This is a genomic window from Alishewanella sp. SMS8, assembly GCF_030737935.1.
Classification (GTDB): domain Bacteria; phylum Pseudomonadota; class Gammaproteobacteria; order Enterobacterales; family Alteromonadaceae; genus Alishewanella; species Alishewanella maricola.
In genome coordinates this window covers 517336-531454 of the sequence record NZ_JAPJEA010000003.1, presented here as the reverse complement: position 1 = coordinate 531454, position 14119 = coordinate 517336, and the positions used below count along the sequence as shown (strand labels likewise).

The 14119-nt window shown below is 46.1% G+C and carries 11 protein-coding genes; 7 read left to right on the top strand and 4 right to left on the bottom strand.

The window, feature by feature from the left end; translation table 11 throughout:
- The first annotated feature begins 174 nt into the window (after positions 1–174).
- On the top strand, positions 175–2130 hold the full coding sequence (gene acs, locus ORJ01_RS12855; RefSeq protein WP_306178353.1) for an acetate--CoA ligase: 1956 nt from the start codon (positions 175–177) through the stop codon (positions 2128–2130).
- Between the two features lie 109 nt (positions 2131–2239).
- Positions 2240–2914 carry a response regulator transcription factor gene (locus ORJ01_RS12850; protein ID WP_226749989.1) on the top strand — a complete coding sequence of 225 codons (675 nt, stop codon included), beginning with the start codon at positions 2240–2242 and terminating at the stop codon, positions 2912–2914.
- A 33-nt stretch (positions 2915–2947) separates the two neighbouring features.
- Here the strand turns inward: ORJ01_RS12850 and ORJ01_RS12845 are convergent, their stop codons facing one another.
- Positions 2948–6496, bottom strand: a complete 3549-nt coding sequence (locus ORJ01_RS12845) for a PAS-domain containing protein (RefSeq protein WP_306178352.1) — start codon at positions 6494–6496, stop codon at positions 2948–2950.
- Positions 6497–6653: 157 nt separating this feature from the next.
- On the opposite strand from ORJ01_RS12845, the gene ORJ01_RS12840 reads away from it, so the two are divergent.
- The 5 genes from ORJ01_RS12840 (at position 6654) to ORJ01_RS12820 (ending at position 11831) form a co-directional block, all read left to right on the top strand.
- Positions 6654–6917: a DUF4212 domain-containing protein gene (locus tag ORJ01_RS12840; RefSeq protein ID WP_306178350.1), complete on the top strand. Its 264-nt coding sequence runs from the start codon at positions 6654–6656 to the stop codon at positions 6915–6917.
- A gap of 5 nt (positions 6918–6922) precedes the next feature.
- Entirely contained in the window at positions 6923–8704 is a 1782-nt protein-coding gene (locus ORJ01_RS12835) for a sodium:solute symporter family protein (protein WP_306178349.1), read from the top strand.
- A gap of 93 nt (positions 8705–8797) precedes the next feature.
- Positions 8798–9316 carry a hypothetical protein gene (locus tag ORJ01_RS12830; RefSeq protein ID WP_306178348.1) on the top strand — a complete coding sequence of 173 codons (519 nt, stop codon included), beginning with the start codon at positions 8798–8800 and terminating at the stop codon, positions 9314–9316.
- A 34-nt stretch (positions 9317–9350) separates the two neighbouring features.
- A complete protein-coding gene (locus tag ORJ01_RS12825; protein WP_306178346.1) occupies positions 9351–11171 on the top strand; it encodes a putative nucleotidyltransferase substrate binding domain-containing protein in 1821 nt (606 codons plus the stop codon).
- Entirely contained in the window at positions 11172–11831 is a 660-nt protein-coding gene (locus tag ORJ01_RS12820; RefSeq protein ID WP_226749995.1) for an exonuclease domain-containing protein, read from the top strand.
- On the opposite strand, the gene ORJ01_RS12815 is transcribed toward ORJ01_RS12820, so the two are convergent.
- The 3 genes from ORJ01_RS12815 to earP form a co-directional block, all read right to left on the bottom strand.
- The gene (locus tag ORJ01_RS12815; RefSeq protein WP_306178344.1) at positions 11828–12286 is read right to left on the bottom strand and encodes a DUF1456 family protein; all 459 of its coding nucleotides are present in this window, start codon (positions 12284–12286) and stop codon (positions 11828–11830) included. The two genes, ORJ01_RS12820 and ORJ01_RS12815, sit on opposite strands and share 4 nt — an antisense overlap.
- Before the next feature lie 76 nt (positions 12287–12362).
- Positions 12363–12920 (bottom strand): elongation factor P, encoded by a 558-nt coding sequence (gene efp / locus ORJ01_RS12810; protein ID WP_226750373.1) that lies wholly within the window; start codon positions 12918–12920, stop codon positions 12363–12365.
- A 35-nt stretch (positions 12921–12955) separates the two neighbouring features.
- Complete coding sequence (gene earP, locus ORJ01_RS12805) at positions 12956–14113, bottom strand: elongation factor P maturation arginine rhamnosyltransferase EarP (protein ID WP_306178343.1); 1158 nt, start codon at positions 14111–14113, stop codon at positions 12956–12958.
- Positions 14114–14119: the final 6 nt, after the last annotated feature.

The following is a 14119-nucleotide window of genomic DNA, read 5'->3' as shown; positions in this document are numbered from 1 at the left end:
GATGTCGTTTTTATTGTAATCAAACTCTGAGCGACAGTCTGCATCTTCGCAATTAGCCTTTAGTCGCAATTCGCACTCTGATTTAACATCGTCTAGACTATGGTCTAATTTCTTTAAACAGCTGTCTCCGTTAGTAATGATTAATAATAATTACGATAATCCGTAGGGGATGATATGACGCAACCAACTCTTTATCCGGTGCCTAAAAAAATCAAGCAGCATTGCCATGTAACTGATGAGCAATATCAAGCACTGTACCAACAATCAATTGAGCAACCTGATCAGTTCTGGGGCGAACAAGCCAAGAAACTGGATTGGATTAAACCGTTCACTCAGGTGAAAGACACCAGTTATGAACTGGGCAAAGTGAAAATCAATTGGTTTGCCGATGGTGTGCTAAATGCCAGTGTTAACTGTTTAGATCGCCATCTTGCCACACGAGCCAATCAAGTGGCTTTTTATTGGGAAGGTGATGAGCCTGGCGTTGAGTCAAAAGTTACCTATCAACAACTGTATGATGAGGTTTGCCAACTGGCCAACGGCATGAAAGCCCTAGGTGTGAATAAAGGTGATCGGGTAACCATTTACTTACCGATGATCCCGCAAGCCGCCGTTGCGCTATTGGCCTGTGCTCGAATTGGTGCGGTGCACTCGGTGGTGTTTGCCGGTTTCTCGCCTGATGCATTGGGCAGCCGTATCGTCGATTGTGATTCAAAATTGGTGATCACCACCGATCAAGCCTTACGGGGAAGCCGTGCTACTAACCTAAAAGACAACACGGATTTAGCCTTAGCGCATCTTGGCGACACCAACCCAGTTAAAAATGTCATTGTGATTAAACATGTTGGCAAAAGCATTGATTTTCACCATGGTCGGGACGTTTGGTATCATGATCTGCTTGCTGCACAACCTAAAGAATGTGCACCTGAGCCGATGAATGCGGAAGATCCACTGTTTATTCTTTATACCTCCGGTTCAACCGGTAAGCCCAAAGGTGTGCTTCACACCACTGGCGGTTATCTGCTGTATGCCGCCATGACGCATCAATATGTTTTCGATTACCAAGAAGGTGATATTTACTGGTGCGCCGCAGACGTTGGTTGGGTTACAGGCCACAGTTATATTATTTACGGGCCGCTGGCCAATGGCGCCAGCAGCGTGATGTTTGAAGGTGTTCCTACCTACCCTAGCGTAAAACGTATTGCGCAAATTGTAGATAAATACCAAGTCAATATTTTGTATACCGCGCCAACAGCCATCCGCGCCTTGATGTCGCATGGCGATGCGCCTGTTGCCGGTGCCGATTTATCTTCGTTACGGATCTTAGGTAGCGTCGGTGAACCCATTAACCCAGAAGCATGGAATTGGTATCACGAAAAAATTGGTAAGGGTAATTGCCCTATCGTTGATACTTGGTGGCAAACAGAAACAGGCGGCATTTTAATTACGCCATTACCGGGTGCCACAGCCTTAAAACCTGGCTCGGCAACGCGGCCATTCTTTGGTGTTAAACCGGCGTTAGTGAATAACGAAGGCAATATCGTCACAGGTGCGGGCGAAGGTAACTTAGTTATCACGGATAGCTGGCCTGGACAAATGCGTACCTTATTTGGCGATCACGAACGCTTTGAGCAAACCTACTTCAGCACATATGCAGGGGTATATTTTACCGGAGATGGTGCACGTCGTGATGAAGACGGCTATTATTGGTTAACGGGTCGTGTCGATGACGTATTAAATATTTCTGGCCATCGTTTAGGCACCGCTGAAATTGAAAGCTGTCTTGTTGCGCATGAAGCGATTGCTGAAGCTGCCGTAGTCGGTTACCCACACGATATTAAAGGCCAAGGTATCTATGTGTATGTTTCACCTCGGGTGGGTGTAGAACCAAGTGAAGAGCTAACCAAAGCGATTAGAGCCTGGGTGCGTGAAGAAATTTCACCTATCGCTACGCCAGATCTGATACAGTGGGCTCCTGCCGGATTGCCGAAAACGCGCTCTGGTAAGATTATGCGCCGTATCCTGCGAAAAATTGCAGCCAATGAACATGATCAGTTAGGAGATATTTCTACACTGGCTGATCCATCAGTGGTTGAATTATTGGTAAATAACCGCTTAAATCGTAAGTAAGACACCCGTCCTCTTACGAAGAGCTGGTGTGTCTCCAGTCGCAGCAGAAAAGGCCGCTACCATGCGGCCTTTCTTATAACAAAAACAAGCTAAAACCACTGGAGGGAAGATGGCAAAGTTAATCGTAGCAGACGACCATCCGCTATTTAGAAACGCACTTATTAATGCTATCAGCAGTACTTTTGCGACCAAAGCCACCGTTGAAACAGACAGTTTTGAAAGCACCTGTGCCGCCCTAGAACAACATCCCGATGCTGATTTGTTATTACTCGATCTCCATATGCCGGGAAACTGCGGTTTCTTGGGGTTAATTCAACTGCGGAAAAACTATCCCAGTTTACCAATCGTGGTGATTTCAGCGAGTGAAGATTTGGATGTGATCCGTCGCGTCATGTCGTTTGGCGCCTCTGCCTATGTCCCAAAATCCGCTAATCCTGTTGATATCAGTACCGCCTTAAATGCGGTGCTAGATGGTGAGTTATGGGTTCCGAAGAATTTGCAAAAACAAATTTTAGAACAAGGTGATACCGAGCAAGATTTGGATTTAGCCTCACGGGTGGCGCAATTAACCCAGCAGCAATACAAAGTTTTGTATTATTTAACTGAGGGTTGGTTAAATAAACAAATTGCTTATGATCTGCATATCTCAGAAGCCACGGTTAAAGCGCATATTACGGCAATCTTTCGTAAACTGGGCTGCACTAACCGCACCCAAGTGGTGATCCAAGCGCAACGGCTGACGTTAGAGCCGCCGGTTGATCGCGCTATGGCACAACAACAATAAGTGCTTGTTTGCCATTAAATCGCCAGCGAGGGCCTAATTAGCGGCCCTTTTCAGCATTTTAAAATGATTCAGGGTTGCCCGTAACGCCCCCGGCTTAATCGGTTTAGCTAAAAACATCAACGACTCCGCTTTAGCTAAGACCGCTAAATCAGCTTGGGGTGAAGCCGACACCAAAATGCCATTTACCTCTCCCCAATACTGACGGATCTGCCGATACACATCTAAGCCATTCAAATGTTGGCCAAGTTGATAATCAATAATAATCACATCCGGTGCGGGATGGTTTGGCGCATAACTAAGTAACTCTTGTTCATCATAAAAACACTGCACATCAGTGATCTGCCATTGCTGTAATAAGACTTTTAACGCCGCTAAGTTAGCCGCATCATCATCGACACACACCACCGACAACCCTGGTAAGGGCCTTTGCTGCAGAGGGCTTGGCAGAGGCAGTTCTTGGCGGCGCTTACCAAGCACTAACGGCAAGCGAATACTAAACACCGTGCCCTTACCCGGCCAAGACTTCACTAACAATTCATGGCCAAGTAATTTCGCCATCCGATTGACCACCCCCAGGCCCAAACCCAGCCCTTGTTGGCCTTTAGCCGTGGCATCAATGCGATAAAAGTCTTCAAAAATACGCTGCAGATCAGCCTCACCAATACCCGGGCCAGAATCCCACACTTGCAATAACAAATGATCACCACGTTTGCGACAACCTAGTAAAATGCGTCCTTTATTGGTGTACTTAATGGCATTAGATAACATGTTTTGTAAGATCCGCCGCAAATAAGTGGCATCGGTTTGCACTTGTAACGAGCTGGTTTTTACTGTTAAGGATAAGCCTTTTTGACTGGCCACCAAGCCATATTCGTCGGCTAATTGCATTAATAATTCTTTTAACGGTACCGGTTGTACATTCGGTTGTAACTTACCATCATCAAGTTTGGCGATTTCTAATAAGGTTGAAATCAGCTCTTCTGAAGCTTTCAGCGAATTATCAAGCTGCGTTAAAATCGCACTTTGTTGCTGCTTGTCGTGAATGCCTGCTAAAGCGGCAGTAAACAAGCGCGCGGCATTTAACGGCTGTAAAATATCGTGGCTGGCTAAAGCAAGAAACCGGGTTTTCGACGCATTCGCCGCTTCAGCTTCGGCTTTTGCTTGCAGTAATTGCTGTTCTGTTTCACGACGACGCCCTACCTCAGCCAGTAACTCCTGGTTCATGTCAGAAATAGTTTGCGTACGCTCATGCACCCGATCTTCTAAGTGCTGCTTCGCCTCGGCTAAGCCCTGCACGGCTTTAACATGGTCCGAAATGTCGGTAAAGCTGGTGACAAAACCGCCGCCAGGGATGGGGTTACCGCGCATTTCGATCACTTTACCATCAGGTCGCACCCGCTGAAAAACATGAGGCGTACCATTTCGCATATGCATAATACGTTTTTCAACGTGCTCATCCGGATCACCGACGCCACAGAGCCCGCGCTCCGCATTAAGCCGCACAATATCTGCCACCGGCCGCCCCACACGCACCATACCATCAGGATAATTAAACATCTCTAAGTAAGATTTATTCCACGCGACCAAATTCAGATCACGATCAACCACACTGACCCCTTGGCTTAAGTGTTCTAGCGTTGAGAATAATATTTTGCGCGAAAATTGAATGGCCTGCGTAGTGTCATCAAACAAGGTGACGACATCTTCAAACGCCAGTTGCCGCCCTTCAAGTACCGCATTAACCATAGTAGAGGCAGACGACGCGCCGATGACCCCAGCGAGTTCACGTTCAACGTGTTCGACTAACCCAACGCTAGGCAAGTCATCCAGTTGCAGAGTCATTTGCTGTTTACGACCAAATTCGGCTAAACACTCTGCGGCACGTTGATTACCAACAAATCGTTCCAGTAAGATTTTTAAATCACTGTTATGAATGCGAATACGCCGCGCTGGCGTATCTTGATGTTTAATCGGTAAATTCGGTTTAACAAAGGCCACCGCCTGTAAGCGATCTAGCAAGTTTACCTTGGTACTTAACGACACCAACGTATAAGCAAGCACATTAAAGCCCAGCGACACCAAGACACCATGGCTTAACGAATCCAGCTTAATACCAAACATGGCCGTAGGCAGTAGCCAATTCAGCCCAAAGACCCCCTGCTGCATAATGGCGCTGCTTAATACCCCGGCATTGACCAGTTGCGGTAACATTAAGGTGTAAAACCACAACACCATACCAATGCTTAAACCCGCATACACGCCATAAGCATTACCACGACGCCAATAAAGCCCGCCAACGACCGCAGGGACTAATTGAATGGTCAGCGCAAAGGCTAACAAACCGGTTTCGGCCAATTCGTAGTTGCGGGCAAAGACACTGTAATACAGATAAGACAGCGCCATTACCACCACGATCATGGTACGCCGTACCACCAAAATTAATAGGCTGTAATCGTGTGATAAACCTTTTTGCTTACTCGACTTTAATAAGCCAGGCATCACCACATCATTACTGATCATCGTGGCTAAAGCTAAGGTCGCAATAATAATCATCGACGTGGCGGCAGAGAAGCCACCGATAAACACTAATACGCTTAAAACGTTCCATTCCATCCGCGAGGGGATTAACAACACAAAGCTATCGGCCCGCTCCAGCATATCGGGAAACAGTTGCATACCGGCCACGGCAATCGGGATCACCACTAAGGTGACTAAAACTAAATAACCGGAGAACCAGCGTCTGGCATGACGTAAATAATGATGCGAGACATTTTCGACAAAGGCGACATGAAATTGTCTGGGTAGCAAAAACACCGCGACCATCGCCAACAGTGTTTTCGTAATAAATTCAACCCAACCGGGTGTGGTCAGTTGTTCTTGCTGCGACACCGAATGCAAGGCAAAAGTACGAAGCACAGACTGATCAGTATCAATTAAGAATACATACACAGCTATGGACAACATTAAAAGTGCAAATAGCTTCACCACGGATTCGAAGGCGATGGCTACCATCACCCCACGGTTTTGCTCGGTCAGGTGAAGTTTGCGTGTACCAAATAAAATGGCGAAAAACGCCATAGCGATGGCGCTTAATAAGGCACTGTCTTGATACCATGCTAATTTACTGTCATCAAAGCTGCCGCCAAGTAATACCTGATAAGAGCCTGCCACCGCCTTTAATTGCAAAGAAATATAAGGGATCACCACAATCAAGCAAACAATGGCCGCTAAAGTGGCTATATTGCTGCGCTTACCATAGCGGGCAGAGATAAAGTCAGCAATCGAGGTCACGTTTTGTTTTTTCGACACATACAACAGCTTAAATAAAAACGGTTGCGCGAAGATAAACAGCAGAATAGGCCCTAAATAAATAGCAATGTAATCCCAGCCGCGGGTCACTGCCGTACCCACTGCACCATAATAGGTCCAAGAGGTACAATAGACGGCTAACGCCAAGCTGTAAATTAAACCGCCATACTTTCGTATTAGACGATCGTCGGCATGGCGTTCACCCCAATTGGCAATTAAAAACAAACCACCGACATACATTAAGGCTAATAGGGCTACAGTCCACGCAGTCACGGGATTCTCCATTTAGGGTTGTCAGCTAACTTTGGTTTTAGTGCGGCACCTTGTCAATGCTTCAGTACAAGTCTTCGACTAAAGTCGGGCTAGCAGAGCAGCTAACTACTGCTACATTAGAATTGCTCGAAAATAAAAACTAAAGGAGACACAACTTATGGCAAATAATAACACGAATGCCGCTGCATATTGGAGCGCTAACCTGCGCCTCATAATCATAAGCTTAGTGATATGGGCAACCGTATCCTATGGCTTTGGTATTTTACTTCGGCCGTATCTGGCGGGTATTAGCGTCGGCGGTACTGATCTGGGCTTCTGGTTCGCACAACAGGGTTCTATTCTTACGTTTATCGCGTTGATCTTCTTCTATGCCTGGAGAATGAACCAACTGGATAAAGAATTCGGTGTGGACGAGGAGTAAGCAGGATGAGTCAATTTGCAATAAACTTGATATTTGTTGGCGGCTCGTTTGCCCTCTATATCGCAATCGCTATTTGGGCCCGAGCGGGTTCAACTAAAGAGTTCTACGTGGCCGGTGGTGGTGTCAACCCAGTCATGAACGGTATGGCAACCGCCGCCGACTGGATGTCAGCGGCATCGTTCATTTCTATGGCTGGCTTAATTGCGGCTGGTGGTTATGCTAATTCCACTTTCCTAATGGGTTGGACCGGTGGTTACGTTTTATTAGCCATGCTGTTAGCCCCCTACCTACGTAAATTTGGTAAATTTACCGTACCTGACTTTATCGGTGATCGCTTTTACAGCACAGGAGCTCGCTTAGTTGCGGTAGCTTGTTTGATTATCGCCTCAGTAACCTACGTTATCGGTCAAATGACCGGTGCCGGTGTGGCGTTCTCTCGTTTCCTTGAAGTGAGCAGCGACATGGGTCTGATCATTGCGGCTGTTATCGTATTTTTATACGCGGTAATGGGTGGTATGAAAGGTATTACTTACACGCAAGTTGCACAGTATGTCGTGCTGATTATTGCTTACACTATTCCGGCGGTGTTTATTTCATTACAACTTACCGGCAACTTCTTACCGCCATTAGGCTTATTTGGTACCCATATCGAATCAGGTATGCCGTTACTGGCTAAGTTAGATATGATTGTTCGTGAGTTAGGTTTCCAAGATTACACCGCAGATGTTAATAATAAACTGAACATGGTGCTGTTCACGCTGTCACTGATGATCGGTACTGCAGGTTTACCTCATGTAATTATCCGTTTCTTCACTGTGCCTAAAGTTGCCGATGCGCGTTGGTCAGCAGGTTGGGCATTAGTGTTTATTGCGTTATTGTATTTAACGGCACCCGCTGTTGCGTCAATGGCACGTTTAAATTTATTAACCACAATTTACCCTGCAGGACCAACAGCTGAAGCGGTTGATTACACGCAACGTCCAGATTGGATGAAAACATGGGAAACAACCGGTTTAATCAAGTTTGACGATAAAAACGGTGATGGTCGTATCCAGTTCTATAACGATTCTCCTGCTTTTGCTGAAAAAGCGGCAGAACGTGGTTGGAATGGTAACGAGTTGACAGTAAACAATGACATTTTAGTTCTGGCCAACCCTGAAATTGCTAATTTACCAGGCTGGGTTATCGGTTTAATTGCGGCCGGTGGTTTAGCAGCAGCATTATCAACTGCAGCCGGTTTATTGTTAGCGATTTCGTCCGCGATCAGTCATGACTTAATCAAAGGCTCTATCAATCCGAATATTAGTGAAAAAGGAGAGTTGTTAGCCGCACGGATCTCCATGGGGGTCGCCATTGTTATCGCCACCTACTTAGGGATGAACCCGCCAGGCTTTGCCGCACAAACGGTGGCTTTAGCCTTTGGTATCGCTGCAGCTTCTATTTTCCCTGCATTGATGATGGGTATCTTCTCTAAGCGAGTGAATAATAAAGGCGCCATTGCAGGTATGCTGGCAGGTTTAATCTCTACCTGTGTGTATATCTTCTTATACCTAGGCTGGTTTTTCATCCCAGGTACTGCGTCTTTCGCTAACACACCTGATAACTGGTTATTTGGTGGTACAGGTTACGGTATTTCACCGCTGTCGTTTGGTGCAGTAGGTGCGATGATTAACTTCACCGTTGCCTTTGTTGTATCATCGATGACAGAAGCCCCTCCACAGCGCATCCAAGAACTGGTAGAAAGTGTGCGTTCGCCACGTGGTGCAGGCCAAGCCATCGATCATTAATATCGTGGCAGAACATGGCTAGCGTAAGAGCAGCTTGTTCTGCCTCACCCTCGGGCTTTCTCTGGAAAGCCCGAATTTTTTAGGAAGTCCGTTATGTTGTGGGAATTAATTGCAACGATTTTTGCAGGTTTAGGCGCAGCAGGCGTTGCCCTAGGCTTACGCTTTATCAGTCGTCAGCGCCTACCCCGTTGGCTCATCCCTGTGTTCGCTGCGGTGGGTATGCTTAGCTTTCAAATTCACAGTGAATACAACTGGTACAGTCATCAAACAAGCTTATTACCCGAGGGCGTTGCGGTGGTAAAAACCATTGAACAAACCGCGCCATGGCGTCCTTGGAGTTATTTCTTTCCTCAAACTTTACGTTTTATCGCCGCAGATGTGGCTAATGCCGCAGTCAATCAGCGCAATTCCGCGCTGGTGTTAGTCGACTTATATTTTTTTGAACGGCGCATGAGTGCCAAACGTGTACCGCAAGTTGTGCATTGCCAACAAATGGCTCAGGCTGACTTTACCGAAAACTTACAGATCCCTACTGCAGGTGAAGCTTTATCTTCGCAATGGCGTTCCTTGTCAGCAACCGATCCTCTCATTACCTTGCTATGCGCAAAGTAAAGCCGGCCTAAACGAACTAAAACAGGAGCGCATCATGGAAGTTGCCGAAGTCAGTAAATTTTTAGCACACACCACTCCCTTTGATCAGTTAGCTGAGGGGCAACTAGCGGATTTGGCGGCAGCACTTAATGTGTATTATTGCCAAACGGGCGAAACGGTGGATAGCAGCACAGAAAATTTACTGATCGTTCGCACCGGCATTTATGCACTCTATAGTGATCAACAACAATTGCTTACCAAACTGGAAGAAGGTGATTTTTATGGTTATCAACTGCTGTTAACCGGCCTAGCTGATAACGATCAACTGATCTGTGAAGAAGATGGTTTATTATTTTGGTTACCGGCCACGGCTTTTCATCAAATGCGCTATCAATATAAAAATATTGATATCTTTTTTCAGCGCTTATTTGGCCGAAGGCTACATCAATACAAAGAGCAACAAGGCTCGCGTTTTACCTTAAAAGTATCTGACATTGCCCAAGCGCGCAAAGTTGCCATACATGGTGAACAAACCGTGCAAGCCGCTGCCCAATTAATGACTGAAAAACGTGTCTCCTCTTTATTAATTGAACAAGACGAACGCTTAATTGGAATTTTAACCGACCGCGATTTACGCAGTCGTGTTCTGGCGGACAACTTACCAGCAGCAACACCGGTGAAAGAAGTGATGACGCCAAAACCACAAACTATTGATAAGCATGCTTATTTGTTTGAAGCAGTCCAGCTGATGAGCCGCTTTAATGTGCACCATTTACCGGTGATGGACCAAGGTATTAGCTATGGCATGATCACAACCACAGATGTGATCCGCTCTCAGCAAGATCACCCCGTGTATTTGATTGGTGAGATCCATCGTCAAACCTCGATCGATGGCTTAGAGCATTGCAGCATGCAAATTAATAACTTAGCGCTGATTTTAGGTAAGCAGCAAGTGCCTGCCTATGAAGCGGGTCATATTATTACCACCATCACCGATGCGCTGACGCAGCGTTTAATCAAATTAGCCCAGAATGAGTTTGGCCCCGCGCCCTGCGTATTTAGCTGGTTGTGTTTTGGCTCACAAGCTCGTATGGATCAAAGTATTAATGCTGATCAAGATAACGCCTTATTACTGGAAAAAGAGCCCAGCGGCGAGATTGGCGAGTATTTTGCCAAATTAGCCGATTTTGTCTGTCAAGGTTTGGCTCGTTGCGGTATTACTTTGTGCCCGGGCAATATTATGGCATCGAACCCTGAGCTTAGAATGAGTTTAAAAGGTTGGTCAGGAAAGTTTGCGCGCTGGATCTCCTCGCCGACCCCTGACGCTATTCTAAAATCCAGTATCTTCTTTGATATGCGCGTGGTTGAAGGCTCAAAGGGGCTATTTAACGCGCTACAACACGATATTTTAGCCCGTACTAATCAATCATTATTTTTATTACAACTGGCAAAAAACGCATTACAACGCACAGCTCCATTGAGTTTTTTAAAAAACTTTATCCTAGAGCACGACGGAAAACAAAAAAAAGGCTTGGATCTGAAAAAACGTGGCATCAGCTTAATTACCGATATCGTGCGGGTGTATGCTCTAGCAAATGGGATCCAGGAGGTGAATACACGTCAGCGTTTAGAGCGCTTGACAGCAGAAGGTATTATGGAAGCAAAAGATACCCAAAATTTATCGGATGCTTTTGATATTTTAGCGCAATTGCGTTGGGATAAGCATTTACACGATATTAGCCAAGGCCATGAAGCCAGTAATTTATTGGATCCTGCCGTGCTGTCGGGTCTACAACGGCATCAATTGAAAGACAGTTTTGCGGTAATCAACGGCGCACAATCGTCCATGAAACATCGTTACTGTCGAGAAATGTAAATGTTTGGATGGTTACAGAAAAACCCCGAGTTGTATGCCGAAATACTGACGTTTAATCAGGTGGCCTTACCCAGTGCTGACACACCAGCACGCGAGTGTCGTTACTTAGTATTAGATTTAGAACTCACCGGCTTAAATGCCAAACAAGATCATATTGTGAGTATCGGCTGGTTGCCTATTGTTGAGCAACATATTAGGCTGAGTGAAGCACGGCATTACTTAATTGAAGCACCGGTCAGTGTCGGACAAAGTGCCATTTATCATGGCTTACATGACAGCGACTTAAAAGATGCCCAAGAGTTAGCCGACGTATTAACGTTTTTGCTTAAGCAGTATCCCGGCTATATTTTTGTGGCGCATCATTGCAGGTTAGATCGGGCTTTTTTACAGATCGCTTTTCAGCGGCACTTTGGCAAGGCGCCCCGCATGCTGTTTCTGGACACGCTGAATATCGAATATCACCGCCTGCAAAAGCTGGGATCGCGGCTAGCGACTGATGCCCTGCGCTTACCGCAATGCTTGGCGCGACATCACCTACCGGTGAGTGCACAGCATCATGCCTTAGAAGATGCCTACGGCTGTGCCCTACTGTTTTTAAGCCAATTAAAGAAAAGCCACTCGGCTATCACGCTAGGTGATTTACAACTGCATAGCCGTTAAGGACGCAGCTTAAGCTGTAAGCCTTTTAGCACATTACGCAACACTTGCGCTTGGCATTGCCGATAATGGGGATGATCAGGTTTGCGGAAAAATGCGCTGAGTTCCGCTTTGCCCATGCGAAAATCAGCTAATGACAACAGGGCTAACAGATCATCATCACGCAACGTAAAAGCGATTTTCAATTTACGTAAAATAATATTGTTATTTAAGCGCGCTTCCGCGATCGGTTGCTCGCCCTCTTTTTGGCCACGTTGACGGCTGATTAAGCCATTTAAAAACTGCGCCAACGCTTGATCTTCTAATGCTAAAAATACGGAATCTTCTTCTTTTGCCAGCCAGCCAATAATCTGTTCACGACTACACACTAAGCCCCCTAGCGCAAAGGTTGCCGCCATAGTGCTGTTGTTGTAATCCATAATAAAGCGCAGACGACGCAGAATATCGTTATTAGTCATTAGGTGTCCAATCGTTAAACGTTAACAAGCCTCAGCAAAAAAGGCGCTTACGCGCCTTTTTTTTGCTCAGATGCTCTTACTTAGCACGGCTGCGGTATTCGTCGGTGCGCGTATCGATTTCGATACGATCGCCTTCTTCTACGAATGCCGGAACCATCAGCTCAAAACCGGTTTCCAGTTTCGCTGGTTTCATCACTTTACCTGAAGTATCACCACGCGCTGCTGGCTCAGTGTAAGTTACGGTACGCACAACCACTGTGGGTAAATCAACAGAGATAGGACGCTCGTTGTAGAATACCACTGAACATTCCATACCGTCGATTAAGTACTTCAGTGCTTCGCCCATTGATTCAGCTTCGATTTCAAACTGATTGTATTCAGCGTCCATAAATACATACATTGGATCGGCGAAGTAAGAATACGTCACTTCTTTCGTTTCCAACATGACTTGCTCAAATTTGTCATCAGCACGGTAAACTGTTTCCATGCCCTGACCATTAAGCAGGTTTTTCATTTTCATTTTTACTACTGCAGAGTTACGGCCTGATTTGTTAAACTCGGCCTTTAACACTACCATTGCCTCACTTCCAACCATAATTACTTGGCCGGCACGGACTTCTTGTGCTGTCTTCATCATTTGAGAATATCTTCTTGTTAGGAAAAATTGCGCTACATTATAATTTTTTTTTCAGCAAAACGCACGAGGTTGCTAGCAAGATCTCCAAAGCTTTCTAATTTGTTGCGCCATAATTGATTTAGCTGCGCAATTTGTGAGCTAACCAAGGTGAAATCTTGCCAACTGTGTTGCACATCTTGCTCGGTATTCCACTGTAAATGCAATTTTTGTACAACACTTGCCAGCTCAGCGGGAAACGCCGCTGTATAACGCGCTAAAAAAGCGGATAACTTATCAATATGCGCTTGCTCTGCTTGCCGATAGATTTGCCAAATAAAAGGCTTACCCGCCCACTGCGCTCGGATCACAGAGTCTTCACCGCGTACAAAATTAATATCGCAGGCACTGAGTAAATAATCGTATTGCGGCTGCGGTAAAAACGCCAATAAATGCACTGTCAACGATCCCGCTTGCCAGGGCTCCTCAAGGCTTAAACCTGGCAGTAATTGTTTGGCTTGGTCGGCCAAAGCCCCTAACGGAATAACACATAACACCGGGCGGTCATACTGTTGCCATAAGGCCAATAAACTGCCCAGTGCTTGCTGGGTGTAAGCAAACAACGACACTTTTAAGGTGTTTTCATCTGTTAAGCTGATGCCTAATTGTTGCCAAAAGTGTTGCTGGGCCAACGCATCTTGTTGAAAGGCACTTAATTGTGCAATCCTACCCTGCTCACACAGTAAGCCGCCGGTTTTTGCACTAAAACCGGGGAAAAAGAAATACTTAATTAAGGGTAACTGTGGCTGTGGTGAGGCCATAGTATGGCACGCTTCAATCCAGCTCTCAGCAGATAAGTATTCTAAGTTCAGCCACAGCGGTTTCACTGCCTGCTGCGCCATTTGCTGCTGATAAGCAAAAGGAATGGTACAGGCTAATGCCTCAACCACTACGGTGCCAGGAGTTATACTCTGCCAAGGCGTTTGCGCTTGCCAATGACAAATCAGCACACCTGCCTGCTGTTGCTCTGTCAGATTAGGATCGATTGCAGGGCAAAGCCGCTGAAAACTGACTAAATCATCGACCCACAAGCGCACAACCAGCCCATGCTCGGCGACCAACTGCCGACTTAAACGCCAACAAATGCCAATATCACCAAAGTTATCGACCACGGCACAAAAAATATCCCAACCTTGCTGCTGCGCTAACCTCATGACCCA